The 26,290-nt window shown below is 53.9% G+C and carries 25 protein-coding genes; 13 read left to right on the forward strand and 12 right to left on the reverse strand.

The genetic code is table 11. The annotated features are described in order from the left end of the window. Positions 1-100 precede the first annotated feature (100 nt). Complete coding sequence (gene gloA, locus PUV47_RS02435; RefSeq protein ID WP_274216853.1) at positions 101-541, reverse strand: lactoylglutathione lyase; 441 nt, start codon at positions 539-541, stop codon at positions 101-103. A 436-nt stretch (positions 542-977) separates the two neighbouring features. Between gloA and PUV47_RS02440 the strand changes: the two genes are divergently transcribed. Then, positions 978-1,559, forward strand: coding sequence for a cold-shock protein (locus PUV47_RS02440; RefSeq protein ID WP_274216854.1), 582 nt, complete (start codon positions 978-980; stop codon positions 1,557-1,559). A 123-nt stretch (positions 1,560-1,682) separates the two neighbouring features. Beyond that, on the forward strand, positions 1,683-2,156 hold the full coding sequence (locus PUV47_RS02445) for a DUF192 domain-containing protein (protein WP_274216855.1): 474 nt from the start codon (positions 1,683-1,685) through the stop codon (positions 2,154-2,156). A gap of 74 nt (positions 2,157-2,230) precedes the next feature. Here PUV47_RS02445 and galE read toward each other — a convergent pair whose 3' ends face one another. Both galE and PUV47_RS02455 read right to left on the reverse strand, forming a co-directional pair. Further along, complete coding sequence (galE, locus tag PUV47_RS02450; RefSeq protein WP_274216857.1) at positions 2,231-3,223, reverse strand: UDP-glucose 4-epimerase GalE; 993 nt, start codon at positions 3,221-3,223, stop codon at positions 2,231-2,233. An 80-nt stretch (positions 3,224-3,303) separates the two neighbouring features. Then, positions 3,304-3,936: a MarC family protein gene (locus tag PUV47_RS02455; protein WP_274216858.1), complete on the reverse strand. Its 633-nt coding sequence runs from the start codon at positions 3,934-3,936 to the stop codon at positions 3,304-3,306. 342 nt (positions 3,937-4,278) lie between these two features. On the opposite strand from PUV47_RS02455, the gene gyrA reads away from it, so the two are divergent. Continuing rightward, the gene (gyrA, locus tag PUV47_RS02460) at positions 4,279-6,993 is read left to right on the forward strand and encodes a DNA gyrase subunit A (protein WP_413697783.1); all 2,715 of its coding nucleotides are present in this window, start codon (positions 4,279-4,281) and stop codon (positions 6,991-6,993) included. A gap of 62 nt (positions 6,994-7,055) precedes the next feature. On the opposite strand, the gene PUV47_RS02465 is transcribed toward gyrA, so the two are convergent. Continuing rightward, a complete protein-coding gene (locus PUV47_RS02465) occupies positions 7,056-7,355 on the reverse strand; it encodes a hypothetical protein (RefSeq protein ID WP_274216860.1) in 300 nt (99 codons plus the stop codon). A gap of 754 nt (positions 7,356-8,109) precedes the next feature. Here PUV47_RS02465 and coaD point away from each other — a divergent pair. The 5 genes from coaD to tgt all read left to right on the forward strand — a co-directional run bounded on the left by coaD (position 8,110) and on the right by tgt (position 12,198). Continuing rightward, positions 8,110-8,607 (forward strand): pantetheine-phosphate adenylyltransferase, encoded by a 498-nt coding sequence (gene coaD / locus PUV47_RS02470; protein ID WP_274216861.1) that lies wholly within the window; start codon positions 8,110-8,112, stop codon positions 8,605-8,607. 74 nt (positions 8,608-8,681) lie between these two features. Further along, a complete protein-coding gene (locus PUV47_RS02475) occupies positions 8,682-9,185 on the forward strand; it encodes a peptidylprolyl isomerase (RefSeq protein WP_274217412.1) in 504 nt (167 codons plus the stop codon). A 58-nt stretch (positions 9,186-9,243) separates the two neighbouring features. After that, positions 9,244-9,705 carry a peptidylprolyl isomerase gene (locus tag PUV47_RS02480; protein WP_274217413.1) on the forward strand — a complete coding sequence of 154 codons (462 nt, stop codon included), beginning with the start codon at positions 9,244-9,246 and terminating at the stop codon, positions 9,703-9,705. A gap of 247 nt (positions 9,706-9,952) precedes the next feature. Beyond that, positions 9,953-11,035: a tRNA preQ1(34) S-adenosylmethionine ribosyltransferase-isomerase QueA gene (gene queA / locus PUV47_RS02485; protein ID WP_274216862.1), complete on the forward strand. Its 1,083-nt coding sequence runs from the start codon at positions 9,953-9,955 to the stop codon at positions 11,033-11,035. Beyond that, on the forward strand, positions 11,035-12,198 hold the full coding sequence (gene tgt / locus PUV47_RS02490; protein ID WP_274216863.1) for a tRNA guanosine(34) transglycosylase Tgt: 1,164 nt from the start codon (positions 11,035-11,037) through the stop codon (positions 12,196-12,198). Before queA ends, tgt begins: the two co-directional genes overlap by 1 nt. A gap of 15 nt (positions 12,199-12,213) precedes the next feature. Here tgt and PUV47_RS02495 read toward each other — a convergent pair whose 3' ends face one another. The 4 genes from PUV47_RS02495 to galU all read right to left on the reverse strand — a co-directional run bounded on the left by PUV47_RS02495 (position 12,214) and on the right by galU (position 15,966). Then, a complete protein-coding gene (locus PUV47_RS02495) occupies positions 12,214-12,642 on the reverse strand; it encodes a DUF4864 domain-containing protein (RefSeq protein ID WP_274216864.1) in 429 nt (142 codons plus the stop codon). 99 nt (positions 12,643-12,741) lie between these two features. After that, on the reverse strand, positions 12,742-14,028 hold the full coding sequence (locus PUV47_RS02500; protein WP_274216865.1) for a nucleotide sugar dehydrogenase: 1,287 nt from the start codon (positions 14,026-14,028) through the stop codon (positions 12,742-12,744). 19 nt (positions 14,029-14,047) lie between these two features. After that, the gene (locus PUV47_RS02505; protein ID WP_274216866.1) at positions 14,048-15,058 is read right to left on the reverse strand and encodes an NAD-dependent epimerase; all 1,011 of its coding nucleotides are present in this window, start codon (positions 15,056-15,058) and stop codon (positions 14,048-14,050) included. Between the two features lie 29 nt (positions 15,059-15,087). After that, entirely contained in the window at positions 15,088-15,966 is an 879-nt protein-coding gene (galU, locus tag PUV47_RS02510) for a UTP--glucose-1-phosphate uridylyltransferase GalU (protein ID WP_274216867.1), read from the reverse strand. 197 nt (positions 15,967-16,163) lie between these two features. Between galU and cysQ the strand changes: the two genes are divergently transcribed. The 5 genes from cysQ (at position 16,164) to eno (ending at position 22,309) form a co-directional block, all read left to right on the forward strand. Beyond that, the gene (cysQ, locus tag PUV47_RS02515) at positions 16,164-16,976 is read left to right on the forward strand and encodes a 3'(2'),5'-bisphosphate nucleotidase CysQ (RefSeq protein WP_274216868.1); all 813 of its coding nucleotides are present in this window, start codon (positions 16,164-16,166) and stop codon (positions 16,974-16,976) included. 75 nt (positions 16,977-17,051) lie between these two features. Then, a complete protein-coding gene (gene cysD / locus PUV47_RS02520) occupies positions 17,052-17,960 on the forward strand; it encodes a sulfate adenylyltransferase subunit CysD (protein ID WP_274216870.1) in 909 nt (302 codons plus the stop codon). Next, a complete protein-coding gene (gene cysN, locus PUV47_RS02525) occupies positions 17,960-19,882 on the forward strand; it encodes a sulfate adenylyltransferase subunit CysN (RefSeq protein ID WP_274216872.1) in 1,923 nt (640 codons plus the stop codon). The genes cysD and cysN overlap by 1 nt, the downstream gene beginning before the upstream one ends. Before the next feature lie 117 nt (positions 19,883-19,999). Beyond that, on the forward strand, positions 20,000-20,848 hold the full coding sequence (gene kdsA, locus PUV47_RS02530) for a 3-deoxy-8-phosphooctulonate synthase (RefSeq protein WP_274216873.1): 849 nt from the start codon (positions 20,000-20,002) through the stop codon (positions 20,846-20,848). A gap of 186 nt (positions 20,849-21,034) precedes the next feature. After that, the gene (gene eno, locus PUV47_RS02535) at positions 21,035-22,309 is read left to right on the forward strand and encodes a phosphopyruvate hydratase (RefSeq protein WP_274216874.1); all 1,275 of its coding nucleotides are present in this window, start codon (positions 21,035-21,037) and stop codon (positions 22,307-22,309) included. Positions 22,310-22,391: 82 nt separating this feature from the next. Here eno and PUV47_RS02540 read toward each other — a convergent pair whose 3' ends face one another. From PUV47_RS02540 to PUV47_RS02555, 4 genes are read right to left on the reverse strand one after another with little or no spacing between them, the layout of a single operon-like run. After that, the gene (locus PUV47_RS02540) at positions 22,392-22,703 is read right to left on the reverse strand and encodes a hypothetical protein (protein ID WP_274216875.1); all 312 of its coding nucleotides are present in this window, start codon (positions 22,701-22,703) and stop codon (positions 22,392-22,394) included. Positions 22,704-22,720: 17 nt separating this feature from the next. Continuing rightward, complete coding sequence (locus tag PUV47_RS02545) at positions 22,721-23,377, reverse strand: DsbA family oxidoreductase (RefSeq protein ID WP_274216877.1); 657 nt, start codon at positions 23,375-23,377, stop codon at positions 22,721-22,723. Positions 23,378-23,414: 37 nt separating this feature from the next. Further along, complete coding sequence (locus tag PUV47_RS02550) at positions 23,415-24,653, reverse strand: DNA-binding response regulator (protein WP_274216879.1); 1,239 nt, start codon at positions 24,651-24,653, stop codon at positions 23,415-23,417. Between the two features lie 8 nt (positions 24,654-24,661). Next, entirely contained in the window at positions 24,662-26,284 is a 1,623-nt protein-coding gene (locus tag PUV47_RS02555) for an AMP-binding protein (protein ID WP_274216880.1), read from the reverse strand. Positions 26,285-26,290 lie beyond the last annotated feature (6 nt).

Genomic DNA, 26,290 nt, shown 5'->3' on the forward strand with positions numbered 1-26,290 from the left:
AAAAGATAACCTATTGAAATTGCAAGGGAAGGGGCGTTGATAATTCGCATAGAAAAAGCGCGACTGATCAGCCGCGCCCTCTCGTTCAGATCAGGACCTGTTACCAAGTGCCGGTGTTGGCCATGGATGCCCATGGTTCTTGAGGCTCAATGGGCCCATCCTTCTGGATCAGCTCGATGGAGATGCCATCTGGTGACTTGATAAAGGCCATATAGCCGTCACGTGGCGGGCGGTTGATGGTTACACCTTTGCCCTGCAGTTCAGCACATGTCTTGTAAATATCGTCCACCATGTAGGCGAGGTGACCAAAGTTACGCCCTCCGGTGTATTCCTCCGGATCCCAGTTGTAGGTCAGCTCGAGCAAGGGTGCTTTGGTCTCACTTGCGGTCTCCTTGTCTTGGGGCGCAGCCAGGAAGACAAGAGTGAAACGACCCTTTTCGCTTTCGGAGCGACGTACTTCTTCAAGGCCGAGCTTGTTGCAATAGAAATCGAGGGACTCGTCCAGATCTTTGACCCGAACCATCGTATGTAGGTAACGCATTAAGTCAGCCCTTTATTTGGAGTGAGATACTGTTACGCTCTGGGAATATAAAAGAGCGCGGCTGGATATCAATGCATGCTAAAGTGAAGCAGGTGACCTTTAGGGTAAAACCATGAGAAAGCACCTTCCGCTAAAGTCACTTTCGCAGAATAAACTGGTTAATACGAAGTGATCCACAAACTTACCCTGATCTATCCACCAATTCAGGATGTGTAGGATGTGCTAATCTTGTAATCAGTACTCCATAAGACCTACTGGATCTTGTGCCTACTGTGAGAAAAAGAACAAAACAGCAGGGGATCATTTAAGCTTTTTTAATTTTTCATCTGGAGCAGCCGTTGGCGAATGATATCCTCGAAGGCGAGGAATCAATCAGGATCGCATTCCCTGTACGGACTGATTGGTCTTGATGCGGCAACGACTACGGGGCATTAAAATGGCTATAAAAACGACGCCTGAAACAGGTTTCGTTGAAGATGTGAGCGACGACGTAGCAGTTGACGTTCTGCAGATTGGCGGAACGATCAAGTGGTTCGACGTCGGCAAAGGCTTCGGATTCATAAAACCAGATAACGATTTGCCGGATGTACTGTTGCATGTGACTTGCTTACGTCGGGATGGTTTTCAGACAGCATACGAAGGGGCCCGTGTTGTCTGTGAAGTTCTGAATCGACCACGCGGCTTGCAGGCAATGCGCATTTTGTCCATGGACGAAAGCACAGCTGTTCATCCGTCACAGCTTCCTCCATCGCGTACACACGTGCAGGTGGTTCCGGAAGGTGGTTTTGTAGAGGCTGAGGTGAAGTGGTTTAACCGGGTAAAGGGCTTCGGCTTCCTGACCCGTGGTGAAGGCACTGAAGACATTTTCATTCACATGGAAACACTGCGGCGCTATGGCATCACCGAGCTACGTCCTGGGCAAAAGGTTCAGGTTCGTTTTGGCGATGGCCCAAAGGGCAAGATGGCAGCAGAGGTACGTCCGATGGGACTGGGGATTCATATTCCTGCCTCTCATTGATGCTTTGTAGCGACTGGAAACTTTTCTTTCAGAGGCCGAAAGAGAACTCCAGTCGTTCTGGCCAGTCCGTTTCAGCTTGGCGGCACGAAACTGATTGGCAGCGTAAAGTGAAAAGAGTTGAGTTTGATCCGTTCTATCCTTGGTAGCTTTGGGATTTTGGTTGCTCTATGGGCGACGCTGTTCTCTTCATGGGCATCTGAGGTGAAAGTGCGCGAGCTCGATCTGGTGACTGCGCGGGGAACCTACGCGTTCACTGTCGAACTTGCGGAAACACCTGAGGCTCGCGGGAAGGGTCTCATGTATCGCAAGAGCCTGCCTGAGAACCACGGCATGCTTTTCATTTTCGAGCGCACCCGGGATCAGCTTTTTTGGATGAAGAACACGCCTCTGCCCTTGGACATCATCTTTTTGACGGATGATTGGCGTGTACACCACGTTCATGAGAATGCAGAGCCCTTTTCTGAGTCTGTAATCTCATCACGCGGGCCCGTTCGCTACGTTGTGGAGTTCGAGGCAGGTATGGCTGCTCGCACCGGCTTGAGCCGTGGTGATCAGTTCCGCTTGGGCGTTGAGGTTTCTGAAGTGCCAACCCGATAGTAGTCAACGACGGGTAGAAATTTAAAAGGCCGCTTGAGAGCGGCCTTTTGTATCTAGATCCGGTTCAGGCGGGCTTAGACCTCAGTATTGCGCTGAGAGAGCTTCTTTTCCCAGTTCAAAGCATGCTCCACGATCTTAGGCAGGTCGTTGTGCTTTGGTTTCCAACTCAGTTCCTTAAGCACGCGATCATTCTTGGCGACCACCTTGGGGCTGTCACCAGGACGGCGTGGTTGTTCAACAACCTTAAAGTCAACGCCAGAAACGGCTTTCACAGCTTCGATGACCTGTCGCACGGAGTAGCCTTCGCCGTAGCCACAGTTCATTACGAGGCTGTTTCCGCCGTCACGCAGACGGTTCAGTGCAAGGTAGTGGGCGCCAACCAAATCGCTGACGTGGATGTAGTCGCGCACGCCCGTTCCATCCGGCGTGTCAAAATCCGTTCCAAAGATGCCGAGTTCGCTACGCTTTCCGAGAGCAGCCTCTGAGGCCACCTTTATCAAATGGGTCGCATTCTTTGTTGATTGGCCGGTTCGTCCCTCGGGATCGGCGCCAGCCACGTTGAAGTAGCGCAGAGCTGTGTAGCGGAAGTCGTGCGCTGCAGCAACGTCGCTCAACATGAGTTCCGTCATGAGCTTTGACGTACCATAGGGGGAAAGAGGGCGCAGTGGGGCGTCCTCATCCACTGGAACCGTTTCCGGGTCGCCATACACAGCGGCAGTCGAGGAGAAGATGAACTTGCCGACGCCGTGATGTACACATGCTTCGATCAACTCGCGGGAGTTGGCGGTGTTGTTCTTGTAGTACTTGAGCGGATCAGACACGGATTCTGGAACGATGATCGAGCCAGCAAAGTGTATGACTCCTTCAATGGAATGCTCGGTTAACACCTTGTCCAACAGCGTTCGATCACCAATGTCACCCCGTATCAGGGGAACGTCACCTGGCAATGCCCACTCAAAGCCGGTCGAGAGGTTGTCGATGACAACAACCTTTTCTCCTGCATCTTTAAGCAGCCAGGTCATGTGGCTACCGATATATCCAGCACCGCCTGTTACCAGAATGGCCATTTTAACGTCCTTTGGTTTTAAACCTATTTTGCATTCAGGTTATTGGCGCAAATGTTTCGCAATGGTTGACGATAGCGGAATTAGAAGTGGGCTTCGATCAAATTGAACAGCCCATCAGCAACAAACTGCACAGACAGAGCGGCAAGAAGCACACCGAACAACCGCGTAATGATCAACTGGACCGTGGAGCCCATCACCTTCTCAATCTTGTCGGCAAGAATGAAAACGAAAAAGGTGATGATGAGAACAACCAACATGACCGCCAGAAGGCCCATGATGCCAGCTGCGCCCGGCGCCTGTGCTGTCAGCAGGATCAATGCTGAAATGGAAGCTGGACCGGCAATAAGGGGGATTGCCAGCGGGAACACAGCAACGTGTGAAAGGTCGTTATCCTCTTCCACCGCTTTCTCTGCGCTCTCTGCTTTGCGCTTGGTGCGATGTTCGAACACCATCTCGACGGCAATGATGAAAAGCAGCAAGCCCCCAGCTACCTGAAATGCGGGCTGTGAAATGCCAAGCACACTCAGGACTGATTGACCGGCGACAAAGAAGACCATCAGTGTTGCGGTAGAAATGATAATGGTTTTGATAGCAATTGATCGCCGTTCTGCTGTGGTTGCGCCTGCAGTTACCGCCAAGAACATGGGGGCCAGGCCGATTGGATCGATGGTCACAAACAGCATGGCGAAGGAGTTGGTGAGGAAGTCGAGCAAGGCTCTCTCCTGAGTCAGTAGTATAGCCAATATCGGTATTGGTTCGTCGCTAACAAATCCGTATGAAACTAGCAACACGAACCCCGGAAACCGGTGATTTTCATTTGTGCTTTGATGGCTAAGCGGTGCCTTTGCGGTGGATAACGCAACCTATTAAAAATGCCCTGTGATCTCTTGAGGTTACGGGGGCTAGGGAATTTGGAGATCGCCATTGAATCGGCTATAACCTAGCTCAAATTAACTCAACGAAATTAATGAGAATATTCCTTGGCAGATCAGGACAATAGCACCCCTGAGGGTGGTCTCCCCAGCGATATCAAGCCTATTTCCATTTCGGAGGAAATGAAGCGCAGTTATCTCGATTACGCCATGAGTGTTATCGTGAGTCGTGCGTTGCCAGATGTGCGAGACGGTCTCAAGCCCGTGCACCGGCGCATCTTGTATTCCATGCATGAAAATGGCTACGAGTGGAACAAGCCTTATCGCAAGTCCGCCCGTGTTGTCGGTGACGTGATGGGTAAATACCACCCGCACGGTGACAGCGCCATTTACGATGCGCTGGTTCGCATGGCGCAGGATTTCTCAATGCGTCTGCCACTCGTGGACGGTCAGGGTAACTTTGGTTCTGTTGACGGTGATCCGGCTGCAGCCATGCGTTACACCGAATGTCGCCTTGAGAAGGTGGCGCATACGCAGCTGTCTGATATTGACAAGGACACTGTCGATTTTCATGAGAACTATGATCAGTCCGAGACTGAACCGGAAGTGCTGCCTGCACGCTATCCCAACCTTCTTGTAAATGGTGCGGGTGGTATTGCGGTTGGTATGGCAACCAACATTCCGCCGCACAATTTGGGAGAGGTGATTGATGGTGCGATTGCTCTGATTGAGCGTCCCGACATCACGCTGCCAGAGCTCATGGAGATCATTCCAGGGCCGGATTTCCCGACAGGTGGTTTGATCCTTGGTCGCGCAGGCATTCGCAGTGCCTATGAAAATGGCCGCGGTTCCGTTGTCATGCGCGGCAAGGTCGACATTGAAGAGACCCGTAGCGGCCGTGAAAGCCTTATCATCACCGAGATTCCTTATCAGGTGAACAAGGCTTCCATGATCGAGAAGATCGCTGAGCTTGTTCGAGAAAAGCGCATTGAGGGTATTTCGGACATTCGCGACGAATCCGACCGTCAGGGCATGCGCGTTGTTATTGAGCTGAAGAAGGACGCCGTTGCTGACGTGATCCTGAACCAGCTCTATCGCTTCTCGCAGTTGCAGCAGTCATTTGGCGCCAACATGGTGGCTCTGAATGGTGGCCGTCCAGAGCAGATGAACCTTCAGGACATGCTTCGGGCATTTGTCCATTTCCGCGAGGAAGTGGTCAATCGCCGCACGCGTTTCCTTCTGAACAAGGCGCGCGACCGCGCCCACGTTCTCGTTGGTCTTGCTATTGCGACTGCCAACATTGACGAAGTCATTCAGCTCATCCGTACTGCGCCAGATCCTGCCACAGCTCGTGCCCAATTGATGGAGCGTAACTGGCCGGCAAAGGATGTAACGCCGCTCATTCAACTGATTGATGATCCGCGCCACCGCGTTCAGGAGGACGGAACCTACAAGCTCTCCGAGGAACAGGCCCGAGCGATCCTTGAATTGCGCCTGCAACGCCTGACTGCTCTTGGCCGGGACGAGATCGGCGACGAGCTTGATGGCCTTGGTAATGAAATCAAGGACTATCTGGATATTCTCCGCTCACGTGAGCGGGTTTTCGAGATTGTTCGCAACGAGCTTGAAGAGGTCAAAAACGAATTTGCCACCCCGCGCCGTACGGAAATCACCGAGGGCGGCGGAGATCTGGACGATGAAGATCTGATCCAGCGTGAAGACATGGTCGTGACTGTGAGCCACGGGGGCTACATCAAGCGTGTGCCTCTTGACACTTATCGGGCACAGCGTCGTGGTGGCAAGGGTCGTTCCGGCATGCAGACCAAGGATGAGGATTTCGTCACCCGTCTATTCGTTGCCAATACGCACACGCCGGTCCTGTTCTTCTCTTCGCGCGGAATCGCCTACAAGATGAAGGTATGGCGTCTGCCGTTGTCCAGCCCGCAGGCGCGCGGCAAGGCCTTGATCAACCTTCTGCCACTGGAGCCAGGTGAAAACATCACCAGCATCTTGCCACTTCCTGAGGATGAGGAGACGTGGGCAGAGCTGGACGTAATGTTCGCGACGACACGCGGTACAGTGCGTCGGAACAAGCTCTCAGACTTTGCTCAGATCAACAAGAACGGCAAGATCGCCATGAAGCTCGAAGAGGGCGATGGCATCGTGAACGTCATGACCTGCACCGAGCAAGATGACGTTCTGCTCACGACTGCAGCCGGTCAGTGCATTCGCTTCCCAACGACAGATGTGCGTGTCTTCACCGGCCGTAACTCTGTTGGTGTTCGCGGCATTGCGCTAGCTGATCAGGACCGCGTCATCTCCATGACCATTCTGCGTCATTTCGAGAGCGATTCAGATGAGCGTGCCGCGTTCCTCAAGCTGTCCCGTCAAATGCGCGGAGAAACAGATGAGGGTGAGGAAAACGGCGCGGTGGCGAATGGGGCTGGCATCAGTCAGGAGCGCTACATCGAGATGAGCGCTGCCGAGCAGATCATCCTTACGATTTCCGAGGAGGGGTATGGCAAACGTACATCCTCCTTTGAATATCGGACCACAGGCCGCGGCGGTAAAGGCATTGTTGCAATGGCGGTGAACCAGCGCAATGGCCAGCTGGTCAGCTCCTTCCACTGCGAAGAAAGCGATGAAATCATGCTCGTCACCAACGGTGGTCAGTTGATCCGCTGTCCGGTCAACGGCATTCGTATCGCGGGCCGCTCTACTCAGGGTGTCATCGTCTTCAAGACCTCAAAGGGCGAGAAGGTGGTCGCCGTGGAACGCATCAGCGACGTTGAAGGCAATGGCGACAGTGCCATTGATCTGGATGCCGAAGGCGAAGGGCCCGAGAGCCCTGATGCGCCCGAGGCACCTGAAGCTCCACAGGACGGCTCTGACGAGTAAACGCCTGAACTGCTTTGATTTATGACAGATTACGGGGCCTATCGGGCCCCGTTTTCGTAGGATCAACCGTTCTGTTGAGCTTGTGCCAGAATGGAAAGCTGCTGTGCTTCCACGCGGGTTTCCTCAACAAAACTTCCCGGTATCGGCTGTGTTATCGCCTCAACATACCGGTCCTGCTTTAACGTGCTGCTGGTTGCGCAAAGGACTATGTCACTGTTGACCGGTGTCGTCTTGCTCTGCTCTTCAGCTTTGCCGGGCAGGGCGCTGAACGCGAGTGTTGAAAGAACCAAAGCAGTTAAGAGAGCGGGTGTTCGCTCCCTGATGCACGGGATCGTTTGGTGTGGAACGTGCGCGTATGCCATGTCACCCCCTGTTGTTTATCGGGTGCCGGCCCCTGTGCGGTCTTCCAGCTCTACTGGGGCTGGCTGTTGGCCCTTTTTTATGGCCATGCGCTCATACTAGGGGTTTATGCGCAGTATTGCTCTGCTACCTATTTCTACAGGAAACGAGAGTCGGACAATGTTGCGCAGAAAACACAAGCCGTGGTGCGCAAACGATTTGCAACACACATCCTTTGCACATAAGGGGAGCGGGGCCCGTGAGGGCCCCGCAAGACAAATAGAGAGGTTTTTTTGAGGATTAGGACCCTGCTTGGCAGCAGAGAAATCTCTTTACCAACCCCGTTGTGTCGGGGGTTTTGTCGTTATGTTGATATCGGGCCAGGAATGATTTGCTCAATGACATCAACATATTGGTCTTTTGATCGGAGCAATCTGCAAAACCGGGGGGCGCCGGTCACATGCAAACTCCTAGGCTCCGTTTAGAGGAAGTGCTGAAAGACAGGGGCAGTCTTGGCAGCACTTAGATGGGGGATGTTGCCGGACACTTGTTGTTTTGGGGGGCTATTTTTGTCCAGCACCTCTAAAGTTCGCTTGACTGTGATAATATTGAAATCCCGATCAAGTGCTGTGATAGCCGTCACAAAAAGCCTTCTTTTAAGAAAGTGGTTCTTCGCACAATTTCCGGTTGGTTCCCCTGTTGTTTTCCGTAGGCATTGATTGTTAAGGTCCAGCCCAAGGGTTCGGGCCGAACCATCCAAAAACAGGGCTGGCAGATATGAAGCGAATTGCACTTTATCCGGGATCATTTGACCCAATGACCTTTGGCCATCTGGATATATTGGAGCAGTCACTTAGTCTGGCCGATGAAGTGATTGTGGCAATTGGCATTCATCCCGGAAAAGAGCCTCTTTTCAGCTTTGAAGATCGCGTGGCAATGATTGATGAAGCTTGCAATGAGGCCTTTGGCGATGTCGAGGCAAAGCGCATCCGCTGTATCTCATTCACCGGCCTGGTGATTGAGGCCGCCAAAGAGTACGGCTCCAAGATCCTGGTTCGCGGCCTTAGAGACTCCACAGATCTCAATTACGAAATGCAGATGGCAGGCATGAACGGAACATTGGCACCTGAAGTCAAAACCGTGTTCTTGCCCAGTTCACCGCCAATGCGGCCCATAACGGCCACATTGGTTCGTCAAATCGCGAAAATGGGCGGCGACTATGCGCCCTTCGTCCCGAAATGCGTGGTTGGTCGTCTTCAGGCACGCTTTTCCTAATAACCGCGTATCAATTCAGCTTTACCCAAAAGAAGGAACCAACAGTGGCTCGCTTATTTGCTGTAATTGCCGTGATGTTCGCATCGCTCTTTGGAACTTCGGCAGCATTTTCTCAGGATCTGGAAAACACTCTTTATCTGGACCTGAAGGACGGACGCGTTGAAATTCAGCTGCGGCCAGATCTTGCTCCAATGCACGTTGAACGCATTAAACAGCTGACCCGCGATGGCTTTTACGACGGCATCGTCTTTCACCGTGTGATTGATGGTTTCATGGCTCAAACTGGCGACCCGACCGGCACCGGTCGTGGTGGTTCCGATCTGCCAGACCTGAAGGCAGAGTTTTCTCAAGAGCCATTCAAGCGCGGGACACTCGGCATGGCGCGCGCCTCCAATCCGAACAGTGCAAACTCTCAGTTCTTCATCATGTTCGCGGATGGTGCCTTCCTTAACGGCCAATACACCGTTTTTGGTGAGGTCATCTCCGGCATGGAACACGTTGACAAGATCAAGCGTGGGGAACCTGTCCAAAACCCGGATAAAATCATCAAGATGCAGGTTGCGGCTGATGCCCAATAAGGGCTAAGTGGTGCACCGTAAATTTTCACAGGAACTCAAGGAATAGCCCGTGGCTGACATTAAAGATCCAGAAAACACCCTGCTGATGGAAACAACACAGGGTAATGTTGTCATCGAGATGCGCCCAGACTTGGCACCAACACACGTGGCTCGCATCAAGGAACTGGTGCGTGACGGCTTTTACGACGGCATCGTCTTCCACCGTGTGATCGATGGCTTCATGGCTCAGACTGGCGATCCAAACGGCACCGGCACGGGCGGTTCCGGCAAGAAGCTGGCTGCTGAATTCTCCAACGAAAAGCACGTTCGCGGAACTTGCTCCATGGCACGCGCAATGGATCCAAACTCTGCTGACAGCCAGTTCTTCATCTGCTTTGAAGATGCCTCTTGGCTTGATGGCCAGTATACCGTTTGGGGTCAGGTCATCGAAGGCATGGAAAACGTCGACAAGATCAAGCGCGGCGAACCAGTCCAGAACCCTGACAAGATGGTTTCTGTAAAGGTTGCTGCTGACGCCTAATTCGGCGGATTGCAGTTAGTTTCTTCAGAGGCGGTGGCCCTTCAAAAGGCTGCCGCCTTTGTTTTTGGAAGGTGCACTCCGGTTCCTGTTGACCATATGGCTTATTCCACGCTAAACCCCACACCGTTCTTGGGGTTTGGGCTGGTGACAGCGGCTCACCTCAAACATTTCCAACAGAGAACAAATCAACACGCGTCTGGCGATCTTTCAAAGTGTGCCGGACGTTTAGCCCTGAACAAGGCGACTAATGCGCGTAGACGATTTTGATTTTGACCTTCCCACGGAAAACATCGCACTGCGGCCTGTAAAACCGCGGGATGCTTCCCGCATGCTTGTGGTGCGTCCGGGAGCCGATCAGCTTCTTGAGGACAGTGCCGTGCTGTCACTGCCAGACCTTTTGGAACCTGGCGATGCACTGGTCTTCAACAACACCAAGGTAATCCCAGCTCAGCTATTGGGCTTCAGGGACCGAGACGGAGTTCGGGCCAAGGTAGGCGTGACTTTGCACCAGAAGGTGAGTGCCAATGAATGGCGTGCCTTTGTGAAGCCTGCGAAGAAGCTCAGACTGGACGATACGGTCAAGTTTTATGGCAATGATGATGGTGAAGGTGAGCTAAAGCTCTCCGCTCTCATCTGCGAGAAATCCGAGGCTGGAGATCTTTTGCTGCGCTTTGACAAGAGCGCCGGTGAGTTGGACGCGGCCATCGCGGAAGTTGGCCATATCCCATTGCCGCCTTACATCGCTTCAAAGCGAGCGGAGGATGCGCAGGACCGGGAAGATTATCAGACAGTCTATGCTGAGCACAAAGGTGCTGTGGCGGCACCAACGGCAGGGCTGCATTTCACCGATCGCCTGTTTGATGCTCTGAAAAAACGCGGCATCGAAAGCCACTTTGTGACCCTTCATGTGGGGGCAGGTACGTTTCTTCCTGTCAAAGTAGACAAGACTGAAGATCACAAAATGCATCATGAATGGGGTGAGATCTCTGAAGAGACCGCCCAGAAGCTCAATGAAATTCGCGCTCGAGGAAATAAAGTGGTTGCCGTTGGCACCACATCGCTTCGCATTCTTGAGAGCGCAACGGGCGATGACAAGGTCATCAAGCCGATTTCTGGCAGCACAGATATCTTCATCACACCAGGCTACAAGTTCAAGGCGATTGATGGCCTGATGACCAACTTTCATTTGCCGAAGTCTACGCTGTTCATGCTGGTGAGCGCGTTCTCCGGCATGGATGAGATGCGCGCCGCATACACGTTTGCCATCGAAAACGGCTATCGGTTCTACAGTTATGGCGACAGCTCTCTCCTGTTTCCCAAAGGTGATTAATGAGTGAACAAACCCAAGCGCGGTTTTCCTTCAAGCTGCTAAAGACAGATGGCGGTGCCCGCCGTGGTGAAATCAACACGCCACATGGTGTTGTCCGCACGCCGGCTTTCATGCCGGTTGGAACGCAAGCAACGGTTAAAGCCATGTACCCGGAACAGGTCCGCGATCTTGGCGCCGATGTTATTTTGGGCAACACCTATCACTTGATGTTGCGACCAACGGCTGAGCGTGTTGCAAAGCTCGGCGGTCTGCACAAGTTCATGAATTGGCCGCATACGATCTTGACGGACTCCGGTGGCTTTCAGGTGATGTCATTGGCTCAGCTCCGCAAGATGAGCGAGGAGGGGGTTACCTTCCGATCTCATCATGATGGCTCCGTTCATGAGATGAGCCCTGAGAGGTCCATCGAAATTCAGGGGCTGCTTGGCGCTGACATTCAGATGCAGCTTGACCAGTGCATTGCATTGCCTGCCGAGCGCAGCGAGATCGAGGAAGCCATGCAGCTGTCCCTCCGTTGGGCAGAGCGCTCTCGCACTCAGTTTGAAAAAATGGGTGGACCTGAAAAGGGGCAGGGTCTCTACGGCATCGTTCAAGGCGGCGACAATCCCGAACTGCGTGTTCAGTCTGCCAAAGCACTGGGTGACATGCCGTTCGAAGGCTACTCCGTTGGCGGTCTGGCCGTTGGTGAACCTCAGGAAGTCATGCTCAAAATGCTGGAGGTCACTACTCCGGTCATGCCGGTTGACAAGCCACGCTACCTGATGGGCGTGGGCACGCCAGAGGACATTTTGGAAAGCGTCGCCCGCGGGATTGATCAGTTCGATTGTGTGATGCCAACGCGCGCTGGTCGGCATGGCCTGGCGTACACACGCTTCGGCAAGGTGAATCTGAAAAACGCACGCCATTCAGAGGATCCGCGCCCGCTGGACGAGGCCTCAAGTTGCCCTGCCACGCGTGAGTATTCACGCGCTTACCTGCACCATCTGGTCCGTGTGAATGAGGGCCTTGCTGCAATGCTCCTGACTTGGAACAATCTGGCTTACTACCAGTATCTCATGCAGGGCATTCGCGATGCAATTGATACAGGTACCTTTGAAGAATTCCGTCAGAAAACCAAGGAAGATTGGGCTCGAGGAGACATCGAGCCCTATGTCTGGTCCTAGGCCTCATGAAGGCAGTCAGCTTGCGGTTGACTGCCTTTTTTGCAGCATCACGCCGTTGATCTTCCAAATGCCATCTTGCTGCTGGTTCAGCTTGTAAATGCCGAGCCAGGACTCACCGTCGGTGTCGCTCAGCCAAACCTCTTGAAACAGAGTGCCATCGGTTTCGACAGTTCGTCCAAAACCAATATCTTGAGCGGTCAACAGTGGCTGATACCCTGCGCGTACCATCTCGATGAAGTCGCGTGGTGACGGAAACTGTGCCTTGATGGCGCTTGCTGCGTAGCTGTAGGCCTTGGCTGCATCGCTGCGTTTGAGCGCTTCGATCTGCTCAAGTATGATTGACTTGATTTGCTTGCCAGCGGTTAGCTCGTCGGCCTGTGCCTTGATGGGGTGCGCGGTGATGCCTGCGAGGATAAGCAGAAGCGCAAGTACGGTGTGGCGCATCTCTTCGGTCCCTGTTTTTATGCCATATACCCTAACGTAACATAGGGCGTGAGGCTAGAGACCCAAGAGAAGAATGCAGTCAGAGAACGCAGGGCGTCATCACAAACGCCACAACTCCACTTGATCGGGCTTTTCTTCGCGGCAAAGTTTGTCGTGCAGATCTGCAACAAACACGCGCCCGTCTGCCGAGAAGGGTAAAACGGACGCCCAAGCGGTTTCCTTGTTCAGAAGAAGGCTGTGCGGAACGGCAAGCACGACGGCATCAGCTGGAACTGCTTCTGATGCCGGTGTTAGCGCCAAGCCGTACTCCTCCTGAACTTCTGCAGGATCTGCGAGAGGATCGATGATCTGCACGTCTGCGCCAAACTTTTGCAGCTCGCGCACCAGATCGACCACCTTTGAGTTGCGCGTATCGGGTACGTCCGCCTTGTAGGTGATACCCAGAACCGTAATACTCGGCGGCATCTGGCGGCCCAGGCGCACACACCCTTGAATGATCTCACCCGCCACGAACCGGCTCATGGCTTCATTGGTGCCGCGGCCCGCCAATATCACCTGCGGTGAAAAACCCAGCTCGTAGGCTTTGTGCGTCAAATAGTAGGGATCGACGCCAATGCAGTGGCCACCCACAAGGCCCGGCTTGAAAGGCAGGAAGTTCCATTTTGTCCCAGCGCCTTCAAGCACATCACGGGTATCAATGCCCATACTATTGAAAAGCATGGCAAGTTCATTCATGAGCGCAATGTTCAAGTCGCGCTGTGTGTTCTCGATGACCTTGGCTGCCTCTGCAACCCGAATGCTCGGTGCCCTGTGAATGCCAGCGGTAACAACTGTGCCGTACAGCTCACTCAAGGTGTTCAGAGCTGCTTCAGAGGAGGCTGAAACGATCTTGAGAATGCTTTCAAAAGTATGCTCAGTGTCGCCCGGATTAATGCGCTCAGGGGAGTAGCCAACCTCAAAGTCAACTTTGAACTTGAGCCCGCTTTGCGCCTCAAGAATGGGCACTGCAATTTCTTCGGTTGCGCCGGGAAAAACGGTCGACTCAAATACGACAATGTCGCCGCGCTTCATTTGGCTGCCGACAGTTTCAGCTGCTTTTTCCAATGGTTTGAGATCTGGCCGCTTTGCCTGATCGACGGGGGTTGGCACGGCGACAATGTGAATGTGCGCGCGCTTCAGGTCTTCAGGGTTTGCTGTCAGTTGCAGATGGTTGTTTGCAAGGCTGGATGGTTCAACAGATCCGGTGACATCATGACCTGCTTTCAGGGAAGCTATGCGTGCTTCATTGATGTCAAACCCGATGGTCGAGAAACCCTTGTTTGCAAATGCGCTTGCAACAGGCAGGCCCACATAGCCAAGCCCAACAACTGAGACTGTCAAAGACATTGAATTCCTCTGACGGCTTTTAAACGCCGTAGTATTCGCGGTACCACTTCACAAAGGCGGCGACGCCGTCTTCAACACTGGTCTGGGGTTTAAACCCAGTGATGTCAATAAGATCTGTTACGTCTGCCCAGGTAGCAGCTACATCGCCCGGCTGGAAAGGCAAGAGTTCGCGTTTTGCCGTTTTGCCCAGAGCCTTCTCTATAGCTGCAAGATAGGTGAGGAGCTCAACAGGTTCGTTGTTGCCAATGTTGCAGATGCGATAGGGCGCGCTGCTTGTTGCTGGGTCGGCTGCAACCGCATCCCACTCGGCATCCGCCTGCGGTGGAACGAAGCTGACGCGAACAATGCCCTCTACAATATCGTCGATGTAAGTGAAGTCTCGCACCATGTTACCGCCATTGAAAAGCGGCACTGGTTTGTCTTCCAGAATGGCTTTTGTGAACTTGAAGAGCGCCATGTCCGGCCGCCCCCAAGGCCCATAGACGGTGAAGAAGCGCAGGCCCGTGCACGGAATGGAAAACAGATGCGCATAAGAATGCGCCATCGCTTCATTCGCTTTTTTTGTAGCAGCGTAGAATGACACAGGATGGTTGCCACCTTTGTGGGGTGACAACGGCATGTCCTTGTCGAGACCGAACACGGACGACGTGGATGCGTAAACGAGATGCTTGACGGGGTGAGCGCGCGCGCCTTCAAGGATATTCAGGAAGCCGGTTACGTTTGAGTCTACGTAACTTTGAGGTTCTTCTAATGAATATCTTACACCCGCCTGAGCTGCCAGATGGATCACGTAGTCTGGCTTTGCCTCGACGAAGACCTTCATGACAGCATCTCGGTCTTGCAGGTAAACACGGCTTTCTTCGAAATGGTTAGATCCTTGAAGCCTTTTGAGACGGTTCTCTTTCAGATTGACATCGTAGTAGTCGGTTACCGCGTCAAGACCAATGACGTGATAGCCCAATTCGAGCAACCTCAGGGCCACGGCGTTGCCAATGAAACCCGCCGTGCCCGTCACAAGGATCTTTTCCATCTAACTCAATCTCGTAGCAGGCGCTTCGCCTAGTTTTTCAGCAGCTTTTCCAGGAGAGGGCGCACTTCAGCGGCCAACTCCTCATTGTCCATTGCATAGGCAATATTCGCCGCGAGGAAGCCTGCTTTCGAGCCACAGTCATAGGTCTCACCGGTATACTCAACGCCGAAGAAATCCTGTTTGCCCATCAACGTGAGCATTGCGTCCGTTAGCTGGATCTCGCCTCCTGCACCGGTGGCCTGATTTTCCAAAAGGCCAAAGATCTCGGGTTGCAAGATGTAGCGGCCATTTATGTAAAGATTGCTTGGCGCAGTTCCTGGCGCGGGCTTTTCAACCATACCCGTTACTTTGAACGTGCCGTCTGCCATGGGTTCTGATCGCTCGATAATGCCGTAATTCTGCGTTTGATCCCATGGCACTTCTTCGACAGAAATCACGTTGCCGCCATTCTTTTCATAGGCTTCGACCATCTGAGCCAGGCAGCCTTTTTCCGACTTCATGACCATATCTGGAAGAAGCACGGCAAACGGCTCGTTGCCAATGATTTCACGTGCACACCAGACCGCATGTCCTAGACCCAGAGGCTCCTGCTGACGGGTGAAGCTGGTGCTGCCCGCTGCGGGCCGCATGTCTTCCAGCAGGCCTAGAGCCGCCTTTTTGCCGCGGCTGCTCAGGGTTTCTTCCAGCTCATATGCAATATCAAAGTGGTCTTCGATGACGTGCTTGTTGCGGCCAGTCACGAAGACGATGTGCTCAATACCCGCTGCAAGCGCTTCGTCGACAACATACTGAACAATTGGCCGATCCACGACAGTCAGCATCTCCTTCGGCACAGCTTTGGTGGCTGGCAAAAAGCGGGTCCCAAGACCTGCAACGGGAAGAACTGCTTTGCGAATTGTTTTGCTCATATCGGCCTCATTGTTACTAATGTACCTCGGTTTTGATAGGCGCTTCCGCTGCCCTTGGTCAATGCTTTGAATTGTTTCATGGCATTTCGTCCGGTGAAAGCTGTGAAACCTGTCTAATAATGACTCGCGTCGGTCATATGGGCTCAATAGTGTTGCCCGGCTTAAGTATAACTCCTCCATACCGTTGGATCTCGAAGATGATTGAGAAATTCAAAGAAGCCGCCTTGGTCGCTGGTCAAGAAGCCATGAAGATTTATGAGACTGATTTTATGGTGGAGGACAAAGAGGATGGCTCACCGGTTACCATAGCCGACCAAGCTGCTGAAGATGTCATCATCAAGATTCTTGGAGAGGCCTTTCCAGATCTGACGGTGATTGGCGAAGAAAGCACCGCTGCGGGCAAGGTTCCTGAAACCTGCAACCGCTTTGTCATCGTCGACCCAATTGATGGCACGAAAGAGTTCATCAAGAAGAATGGCGAGTTCACGGTCAACATCGGCTTGATTGAGGGCGGTGTCGCCATCGCAGGCGTCGTATATGCGCCAGCGCTGGGAGAACTCTATTGGGGCGACTGCCACAATGGGGCATTCAAGGCGACAGTTGAGAACAACAAGATCGTTTCAACGAAACCCATTCGCTCGCGTGGCCTTGATGAGAATAATGTTGTTGTGCTGGCAAGCCGTTCTCATCGCACACCAGAAACTCAGTCCCTGATCGACCGCCTCGGTAATGTCGAGGTGATGGCCGCAGGCTCGTCTCTGAAGTTCTGCAGATTGGCTGAAGGAGCCGCTGACTTTTACCCGCGCCTAAGTCCCACAATGGAATGGGATACCGCTGCTGGGCAGGCGGTTCTAACGGCAGCCGGTGGCGCGACAATCGTCTCCGGCGGCGGGCCTTTGCTTTACAACAAGCGCGATGAGACAAATCAGCGAGCCTTCGAAAATCCATTTTTCATTGCTGTTGGTGATGAGCAAATTATTTCCCGGTTCAGCTTGAAGTCAGGCTGGTAGACTTCGGCATCTCTGGAAAAACCGTCTAGCTTTCAGTGCAACGACTGACCTTTACGGTTTTATCCGGAGAATTTGATGCCGATTAATCCATCCTCGCATTTAAAGCGTCTTGAGAATGAGAGTATTCAAATCATTCGCGAGGTTGCGGCGGAGTGCCGGAATCCTGTCATGCTGTATTCCATCGGCAAGGATTCCGCCGTCATGCTGCATTTGGCGCTCAAGGCGTTTTATCCGTCCAAACCGCCGTTTCCCTTGCTCCATGTAGACACCACCTGGAAGTTTCGAGAAATGATAAGCTTCCGCGATACGATTGCGGAAAAGTACGGTTTGGAACTTATCGTGCACACCAATGAGGAAGGTGTACGGCAGGGCATCAATCCGTTTGATCATGGCTCCTCAAACTACACCCATGTGATGAAGACCGAGACGCTGAAGGCGGCTCTTACTGAACATGGGTTCGATGCAGCCTTCGGTGGGGCCCGGCGTGATGAGGAAAAGTCGCGCGCCAAGGAACGAGTTTTTTCTTTCCGCACATCCTCCCATTCGTGGGACCCCAAAAACCAGCGTCCGGAGCTATGGAACAATTACAACGCTCGGGTCAAGCCGGGCGAGTCCATTCGAGCATTTCCGCTCTCCAATTGGACCGAACTTGATATCTGGCAGTACATTCTTGCCGAGGAAATCGACATTGTTCCCCTTTATCTGGCGGCAAGACGTCCGGTGGTGAACCGGGGCGGATTGCTGATCATGGTTGATGACGAGCGCTTCCGCTTGGAGCCGGGTGAACAGATAGACGAGAAGATGGTTCGGTTCAGAACCCTTGGCTGTTATCCGCTCACCGCGGCAATTGAATCAGAAGCCACCACACTTCCTGAAGTGGTTCGCGAGATGCTTATTGCTCGGACCTCCGAGCGTCACGGGCGCCTTATTGACCATGACGATGCGGCCTCGATGGAAAAAAAGAAGCGGGATGGGTATTTCTGATGAACATTAATCCGGACATCAAGGCGGAAGACTTTGCGGAGTATATTTCCTCTCAAGAAGACAAGGGGCTCTTGCGTTTTTTGACCTGCGGCAGTGTGGATGATGGCAAGTCCACTCTCATCGGGCGCTTGCTATTCGACACGAAGTTAATTTTTGAGGATCAGCTCTCTGCTCTTGAGCGCGACAGCAAGCGCCACGGCACCGTTGGCGAAGAGATGGATCTGGCGCTACTGGTTGACGGTCTGGAAGCAGAGCGAGAGCAGGGCATCACCATTGATGTTGCTTATCGGTTCTTTGCAACGGACAAGCGCAAGTTCATCGTTGCCGACACTCCGGGCCACGAGCAATACACCCGGAACATGGCAACGGGCGCCTCTACCGCCGATCTTGCCGTGCTGTTGGTTGATGCGCGCAAGGGCATTCTCACACAGACCAAACGCCATGCGTTTATTGCTTCTCTTCTCGGGGTACGACACGTGGTTCTGGCCCTCAACAAGATTGACCTTGTTGACTACAGCCAAGAGCGTTTTGAGGAAGTCCGCGCGGAGTTCGACCAGTTTGCGGAGAGCTTTGACTTTGACAGCGCGGTGGCCATTCCTCTTTCTGCCCGTTTTGGCGACAATGTCACGCAGCGCAGTGACAAGCTTTCATGGTTCAACGGACCGACCCTGCTCGAACACCTGGAAACCGTTGAGGCTGAAAAGGAAGAGGAGGGCGGGCCCTTCCGGCTTCCTGTCCAGTGGGTCAATCGCCCGAACCTCAATTTTCGAGGCTTTTCAGGAACAGTGACTGGCGGTCCCATGCGGGTGGGTGACGAGATCGTCGTGGCAAACTCCGGAAAGACCACGGTCGTCGACAAGCTGGTGACCATGGATGGGGAGCTCAGCGAAGCGCCGTCAGGGCAGGCTGTAACGGTCACCTTGAAGGACGAGATCGACATTTCACGTGGTGATGTGCTGGCACCCGCCAATAATCGGCCGGATGTCTCCGATCAGTTTGCAAGCCATGTGATCTGGATGTCCGAACAGCCCATGTATCCAGGGCGACCATACCTGCTCAAGATTGCCGGGCGAACGGTTTCAGCCCAGGTCACCGAGATCAAACACAAGATTGACGTCAACACCTTCAAACACCTTGCAGGCAAGCAGCTGGAACTCAATGAGATCGCGTTTTGTAACGTGGCTTTGTCTCATCCGGTGGCGTTTGATCCCTACGAGGCCAACAAGGAGACGGGCAGCTTCATCTTGATTGACCGCATGAGCAACGAAACCGTTGCAGCGGGAATGGTGTGGTTCGGCCTTCGGCGCGCAACCAACGTGCACCGACAAGCGCTCGACATCAACAAGGCGGAGCGCGCATCGTTAAAGAACCAGCGTCCGGCCCTCCTGTGGTTTACGGGCCTGTCTGGGTCTGGCAAATCCACGATTGCGAATGCGCTTGAACTGAAACTGAGCGAGCGCGCGAAGCACACGTATGTTCTTGACGGCGACAACATTCGTCATGGCCTGAACAAGGACCTCGGCTTTACAGAGGCTGATCGGGTGGAAAACATCCGCCGGGTGGCCGAAACGGCAAAACTCTTCGTGGATGCTGGGCTGATTACGCTGGTGTCTTTTATCTCACCGTTCCGATCGGAACGCCAGCTGGCGCGGTCTTTGGTGGAAGCAGGGGAGTTCTACGAGATCCATGTAGATACGCCGCTGGAAGACTGCGCAAAACGCGATCCCAAAGGCCTTTACGCCAAGGCAAAGGCAGGAGAAATCCAGAACTTTACGGGAATCGACAGTCCTTACGAAGCGCCGGAAAACCCGGAAATTCGCGTCAGCACCGTGGGACGGACACCAGAAGACATTGCTGATGAGATTATTGATCGTTTGGAAGAAAATGGCGTTCTGGAGCGTGCACTGGAGTGGCACATTTAACTGCAGAAAACACGGTTATCCTTGGATCAAAAGGGGCGGCATGTGCTGCCCCTTGTTTTTTCCATATTCTGCCTCTACCAGAACTACAGACGATTCTACGCTTAGGAGCCTGAAGCCGTGACCCAGCCTAATTCTGAAGTCATTGTTGGAAATGCAAAATTCTCCAACTCCGCCCCATTTGCCTTGATTGCTGGTCCTTGCCAGCTGGAAAGCCGTAATCACGCCATGGAGATGGCTCAGGCGGTAAAGGAGATCACCGACGAGCTGGGCATTGGGTATGTGTTCAAGGCTTCCTATGACAAGGCAAACCGCACCAGCCTTTCTGCGTCTCGTGGTATTGGCATGGCAAAGGGTCTGGAAGTCTTTGCGGAAATCAAGGAGACCTTTGGCCTTCCTGTGATCACCGATGTTCATGAATCCACCCACTGTGCGCCTGCTGCCGAAGTCTGCGATATTCTCCAGATCCCAGCTTATCTATGCCGACAGACCGATCTGCTCGTAGCAGCGGCTCAGACCGGTCGGGCCATCAACGTGAAAAAAGGTCAGTTTCTTGCCCCTTGGGACATGAAAAACGTTCAGACCAAGCTCGTGGAGAGTGGCAACTCGAACGTCCTGTTGTGTGAACGCGGCGCCACCTTTGGCTACAACACACTGGTTTCTGACATGCGCGCGCTGCCAATCATGGCGGCCATGGGCTCTCCAGTGGTTTTTGATGCGACGCACTCCGTGCAGCAGCCTGGTGGCCTCGGTGGTTCCTCAGGTGGTCAGCGCGAATTTGTCGCCACCTTGGCCCGTGCAGCTGTCTCCGTCGGCATTGGTGGTCTCTTCATTGAAACCCATGACGATCCGGACAACACCAAGTCCTCTGACGGACCGAACATGATTCCTTTGAACCGATTGAAAGAGCTTCTTTCTTGGCTTCAGGAGTACGACAAGATCACAAAGGCACGTAGTTTTACTCTTTGATTTCGAAAGGGTTTCGGGGTAATTACGTACCGTCATGGACATATCCACCGCGTGCAACAAAAAAATCAGCGGTGAATGTCCATTTGCTCTCAGGTTGTGAGGTTCGGCTCTTTAACTTTAGTCGGACCTCGGGTACAAGCGCAGCGAGCCAAAATTCCTCACTCGACCAGTACACTGGAGTTTTAGATGACTGCTATCATCGATATTATCGGCCGCGAAATCCTCGACAGTCGTGGTAACCCGACTGTAGAAGTCGACGTCCTTCTGGAAGACGGCTCTTTTGGCCGGGCGGCTGTTCCGTCTGGTGCCTCTACCGGTGCTTTTGAAGCTGTAGAACGCCGCGATGGCGGCGAGCGTTACCTCGGCAAGGGTGTTGAGGACGCAGTAGAAGCTGTAAACGGCGAACTGTTTGACGCTGTTGGCGGCATGGATGCTGAAGATCAGATCAAAGTTGACCGCGCAATGATCGAACTCGACGGCACCGACAACAAGGGCCGCTTGGGCGCAAACGCGATCCTCGGCGTTTCTCTGGCTGTTGCCAAGGCTGCGGCCGAAGCTTCCGGCCTGCCACTATACCGCTACATCGGTGGTTTCGGCGCACGCACTCTGCCAGTTCCAATGATGAACATCATCAATGGCGGTGAGCACGCTGACAACCCAATCGATTTCCAAGAATTCATGATCATGCCTGTTGGCGCTTCTTCCCTTCGTGAAGGCGTGCGCATGGGCGCAGAGATCTTCCACACCCTGAAGAAGGGCCTGTCTGCTGCTGGTCACAACACCAACGTTGGTGACGAAGGTGGCTTTGCTCCAGGCATCGGTTCCACCGACGAAGCCATCAGCTTTGTTCTGAAGGCAATCGAAACTGCTGGTTACACCCCAGGCGACGACGTAATGCTCGCTTTCGACGCTGCTTCCACCGAGTTCTACAAGGATGGCAAGTACAACCTGAAGGGTGAAGGCAAGGTTCTGGGTTCCGACGAAATGGTTCGTTACCTCGAAGACCTCGTCAGCAAGTACCCAGTATTCTCCATCGAAGATGGTATGGCTGAAGAAGACTGGGACGGCTGGAAGGCTCTCACAGCAGCAATCGGCGACAAGTGCCAGCTGGTTGGCGACGATCTGTTCGTGACCAACTCTGAGCGCCTGGCTCGCGGTATCGCAAACGACACTGCAAACTCCATCCTCGTGAAAGTGAACCAGATCGGTTCCCTGACCGAGACCATGGAAGCTGTAGAAATGGCGCACCGCGCATCCTACACCTCCGTCATGTCTCACCGTTCCGGTGAAACCGAAGACAACACCATTGCTGACCTCGCTGTTGCTTTCAACTGCGGCCAGATCAAGACCGGTTCCATGTCCCGTTCTGACCGTATGGCAAAGTACAACCAGCTCATTCGCATCGAAGAAGAGCTCGGCACAATGGGCATCTACGCAGGCCGTTCAATCCTGCGCAAGTAATCGGTTCGGAGCGTATCCAGACCAAACGAAAAGCCGGGTTTCGACCCGGCTTTTTTGTTGTCTGGATTTAGCCTCATGGCGCTTAGTCAAAGCTCTTGCGAACCCACCACACCAGTCCGCAAACAAGAGCGAAGGGCAGGGCCGTGTAGCCAAAGAACAAAGGCACCATCAGCAGCCCCCAAGCGGCTATCATGCCAATAGAGTAGAGGGTGTCGCCCACGTCCACCCCCGCGATCATGCATGGATTGGGAAAGCCCTCGTGCACCATGCAATCTGTGAAATTTCCAACCAAGATCATGATGGCCACACAGCCAAGCCAGATGGCAAAGGGAAATGCCACATAGAGAATGAGGAGAATCTTTGGGCGTAGAACAGCAACAAAAAGGCGTCGCATGGCGCTGTCCCGCGTCTTCAGCTCAAGGACCGGGTCTGGTCTGCATGCATCAGCGCTGCAGCGATGGTTTCGGGTTGCTCGGCCCCGGAAATGCCAAACCGGTTGTCAACCACGAAGAACGGCACCCCAGTAACACCCATCACTGAAGCTTGCTCAACAGCGGCACTGACATTGGCGAGGTCTTCATCGCTTTCCAGTCTTCGACGGATCGCCTCAGTCTCAAGGCCTGCATCCCCAGCAATCTCAGATAACGTGTCGATACGGCTCAAATCTTTTCCGTCGATAAAGAAGGCCTGAAACAGAGCTTCCACCATCTCTTCCTGCCGGTCGTTTTCTTGAGCCCACAGGATGAGGCGATGTCCGTTCAAGGTGTTGGGGGACTTGGTGATCTTGTCGAAGGCAAATGGAATTTCTTCCTGCTGGCCTGCGGCCTCGATCCGGGAATAGACTTCCTTGGCTTGCTCCGCCCCGCCGAATTTCTCTGATAGGTAAAGCTGACGGTCTTTGCCTTCCGCTGGCAGCGTACTGTCGAGCTGAAACGGAAGCCATGTGGTTTCAACTTTGATGTCCGGCACCAATGCCAGCGCCTTTTCAAAGCGCCGTTTTCCGATGTAGCACCAAGGGCACATCACGTCTGAAATCACGCTGACTTTGAGGGGAACAGGTCCAAACATCTTTATGCTCTCGTTGAGTGGCCGGGGACGCCTATGGTCAGTTACCAAGACCTGTTGTGCGTACCATCATCATGATGCGGCTGGAAAGCTGGTCCATGCCCTTTTTGGTGCGCAAAAGCGCGATCGGCCCCCGGTTTTCGACATTGGCGACAAAGTCCTCATCCCGGCACACGGCCATTGCGATAGAAAGAACTGTCCCTGTCCAAGCGTCTCTATTACGAGACATCAGTGAATCGTCGTGAGCCGTAAAACGGCCAATCAAATCGAGAAGGTCCAGCTCAAATACGGACTCGCCGCGTCGACCAGTGGAGTCCTTGAGCATCTCCAGGTAATCGAGATAGATCTGCTCATCCAACAATCCATTGGACTGCCCCCGTGAGAGCAGCTTGCTGGATGCCGTCAAAATTCCGTTGGAGAGGCGCTGGCGCCGTCCTGCGCGCAGAGCTGACATCAGATGCCCATAGACAGCCGGATCGGCCATGTTGCCCACCAGCACGTCCGTAGCGCCTGCTGCGTACAAAGTTTCCGCATCCTCTCGGTTCGAGGCATAGGCAAGGGTGGGCAAGCTGTAAAAGCGCGGGTCAGCTCTCAGGCGCGAAATTGTATCGCAGCTTTCCCAAAGAGGCCCATCCAGCATCAGTGCCTCAAAGCTCCGCTGTCCGAGGAACTCCAGTGTCATGTCAGCGGTAAAGGTTGCAATCACTTCTGCCTTGCGGTCAGTCAGGCTCTGTACCAGCGCAAAATGCCCGCCCATCCCGGCAAGCAGCAGGGTGGGCTTGTCATCAATGTCGCTGAAGGTTTCCGAGGCGATCTGTGTTCCCAGCAAGCGGCGGCGCAAACGCGCTTCTTCCGAGCGCAAGGCCATTCGCCGAACCATGGCAAGGCGGGGGATCAATACGCTTGGGGGAATGGCATCACTAAAGCACGCACTGGCCTTCATGTTGAGCGGCACCTGCGCGTTGCCTGAGGTTATGATGACCAACGGCACTTCAACATGCTGGTTGCGTCTGTATCCCTTCAGATACGCGGCCATTTCCGTCAGCTCTGGTGGGTTTGCCACCGACCACGGCAGGATGACGCAGACCGGCAACGGCGCAGCATGATCAAGTTCATCCTGAAGCGCTGAAAGACTGCGGATGATGGTGAGCCGGTCTGAAAGCTCCGCAAGCGGTGCCAGCATGTCAAGAACGTGCGTCTTGACGGGAGACAGGAGCAGGATCTTCCCGAAGCTGCTGGTCTCTTCTACTTGCAGATTTACGGAGCTCAGATGGGTCATATGTCCTCTCAGGCCACCGCGGTTTTCTCTCTTGGCTGAGAGCGGCGTGCCAATCTTGTTCTATCGACTTCACCCGCTTCCGAGCGTGGCAGCGAGCGCAATGAGAAGATGCGGTGGGGCAGCATCGCCAAGCTGACGCGTTCTGCATCCAGATACGCATAGAATGCGTCCACATCTACCGTTGCACCCTCGCTGGGCACGACTGCGACCATTAAACGGGCACCCAGTACCTCATCTTCTACCAGAAAAGCAGCCGCTTCGCTTACCCCCGGGAATGCACTGTAGATCATATCAAGGTGTGGCAATTCAGAGGAATCAGGTGCAATCGTCCCGGTACGGCCAAAATCGGAAATCGCACCGTTTGCGATCTGAACGGGAAGATTGGTTTGCGTACAACCACTTTCGGTGAGTTCAAGGCAGGTTTCCGCGTCCGGCCAGTTGGCGCTCGGCACCATGGCCCCCTGCAAAGTGATTAGGGTTTCATCCCCGTTATCCAGCGTATCCAAAGACATGAGCACCGGGCCATGGATGTTGCCGGAAGGCGCATGCACGTTTCCAAGTTCCAATTTGTTTGGCAGAACATTGGTGCCGCGCAGTTTGGCGACAAAACCAAAGTCCTCCAGCACATGAAGATCTATGAAGGTGCCATTTGACTTGTAGCGGGCAGGGCGCGTTGAGGTCGGCGACCAGACAGCGGTTACGGCCGTGTTCCAGCCTTGCAAGGCTTCATCGATGTGCGGGGCCAGCGCCCCTGGCACCAGAACATAATCCGCGTCCACCGTTCTGGCATGGTCGGTGAGGCTGTGAAGGGCAATCGGGTGATGAAGGTGCAAGGTTCCTTCGCTCAAAAGCCAGGGAACCAGCCCTGCGCCGATTCCAGTCATGCCACAGGCCACAAAGGGCACGACCAGATTGGCCTTGGTCTTCAGCCGCGCCTCCAGAAATGGCATCAATCCCGCCGAGATCCAGTGGTTGTGGCTTCGAGGTACAGGTGCCGGACCATGTTTGGTCTGGATCCAGGTAAGTGTGGCGATGTGGTTGGCGGCGTTCTTGTCCGCGCTGCGCCCAACTGTTTCTGCAGCCTCCGCGTACTGCTGCACGAGCGGGGCCAACTCCAGCACCCCATCTGGAACGGAACTGCCAAGGCCAAATACAAACTTCAGCGAGAAATAATCCGCAGCGGCATCTCGCGCATCTTCGCCGAGGAAACGCGCTTCAATACGGTCAGCGGTGATGAAAGCCTTAGCGCCCACCGTGCTCAAAGCCTGAAGGATTTCCCGGTGACGCCAGTGCAGCGGGAAGGGGGACACAATCAAACCGGCCCGCCATGCGCCCAGCATGGTCAGCACCGTGTCAACTGTGTTGGGCGCTTGAATGCCGATCACCTTGTCGGGTTCCAGCCCCACGGCAGAGAAAAACGCCGCAATGCGATTGATCTCTTCTTCTGCCTGCTTGAACGTCAATTTGCGCGGCTTGCCGCCGGTCCATTGGGCGCGGTCCGGCGCGTCCACCAGTGCCAATTGGTGCGGGTTTGTCTGCGCGGCGCGTTTCACCAGCGCATCCAAGGTTACCGAGCCCCAGACACCGCTGGTGGTGTATTGCGCGATCGTCTCTTCGCTACAAAGGATCATGTTGCC

The sequence above is a fragment of the Pseudovibrio exalbescens genome (assembly GCF_028737195.1).
Taxonomy (GTDB): Bacteria; Pseudomonadota; Alphaproteobacteria; order Rhizobiales; family Stappiaceae; genus Pseudovibrio; species Pseudovibrio zosterae.

What these genes read in the sequence shown, in the direction of transcription:
- gloA (WP_274216853.1), bottom strand. Translation starts at nt 541, where the DNA reads ATGCGTTACCTACATACGATGGTTCGGGTCAAAGATCTGGACGAGTCC.
- PUV47_RS02440 (WP_274216854.1), top strand. Translation starts at nt 978, where the DNA reads ATGGCTATAAAAACGACGCCTGAAACAGGTTTCGTTGAAGATGTGAGC.
- galE (WP_274216857.1), bottom strand. Translation starts at nt 3,223, where the DNA reads ATGGCCATTCTGGTAACAGGCGGTGCTGGATATATCGGTAGCCACATG.
- gyrA (WP_413697783.1), top strand. Translation starts at nt 4,279, where the DNA reads ATGAAGCGCAGTTATCTCGATTACGCCATGAGTGTTATCGTGAGTCGT.
- PUV47_RS02465 (WP_274216860.1), bottom strand. Translation starts at nt 7,355, where the DNA reads ATGGCATACGCGCACGTTCCACACCAAACGATCCCGTGCATCAGGGAG.
- coaD (WP_274216861.1), top strand. Translation starts at nt 8,110, where the DNA reads ATGAAGCGAATTGCACTTTATCCGGGATCATTTGACCCAATGACCTTT.
- PUV47_RS02475 (WP_274217412.1), top strand. Translation starts at nt 8,682, where the DNA reads ATGTTCGCATCGCTCTTTGGAACTTCGGCAGCATTTTCTCAGGATCTG.
- queA (WP_274216862.1), top strand. Translation starts at nt 9,953, where the DNA reads ATGCGCGTAGACGATTTTGATTTTGACCTTCCCACGGAAAACATCGCA.
- tgt (WP_274216863.1), top strand. Translation starts at nt 11,035, where the DNA reads ATGAGTGAACAAACCCAAGCGCGGTTTTCCTTCAAGCTGCTAAAGACA.
- PUV47_RS02495 (WP_274216864.1), bottom strand. Translation starts at nt 12,642, where the DNA reads ATGCGCCACACCGTACTTGCGCTTCTGCTTATCCTCGCAGGCATCACC.
- PUV47_RS02500 (WP_274216865.1), bottom strand. Translation starts at nt 14,028, where the DNA reads ATGTCTTTGACAGTCTCAGTTGTTGGGCTTGGCTATGTGGGCCTGCCT.
- PUV47_RS02505 (WP_274216866.1), bottom strand. Translation starts at nt 15,058, where the DNA reads ATGGAAAAGATCCTTGTGACGGGCACGGCGGGTTTCATTGGCAACGCC.
- galU (WP_274216867.1), bottom strand. Translation starts at nt 15,966, where the DNA reads ATGAGCAAAACAATTCGCAAAGCAGTTCTTCCCGTTGCAGGTCTTGGG.
- cysQ (WP_274216868.1), top strand. Translation starts at nt 16,164, where the DNA reads ATGATTGAGAAATTCAAAGAAGCCGCCTTGGTCGCTGGTCAAGAAGCC.
- cysD (WP_274216870.1), top strand. Translation starts at nt 17,052, where the DNA reads ATGCCGATTAATCCATCCTCGCATTTAAAGCGTCTTGAGAATGAGAGT.
- cysN (WP_274216872.1), top strand. Translation starts at nt 17,960, where the DNA reads ATGAACATTAATCCGGACATCAAGGCGGAAGACTTTGCGGAGTATATT.
- eno (WP_274216874.1), top strand. Translation starts at nt 21,035, where the DNA reads ATGACTGCTATCATCGATATTATCGGCCGCGAAATCCTCGACAGTCGT.
- PUV47_RS02540 (WP_274216875.1), bottom strand. Translation starts at nt 22,703, where the DNA reads ATGCGACGCCTTTTTGTTGCTGTTCTACGCCCAAAGATTCTCCTCATT.
- PUV47_RS02545 (WP_274216877.1), bottom strand. Translation starts at nt 23,377, where the DNA reads ATGTTTGGACCTGTTCCCCTCAAAGTCAGCGTGATTTCAGACGTGATG.
- PUV47_RS02550 (WP_274216879.1), bottom strand. Translation starts at nt 24,653, where the DNA reads ATGACCCATCTGAGCTCCGTAAATCTGCAAGTAGAAGAGACCAGCAGC.
- PUV47_RS02555 (WP_274216880.1), bottom strand. Translation starts at nt 26,284, where the DNA reads ATGATCCTTTGTAGCGAAGAGACGATCGCGCAATACACCACCAGCGGT.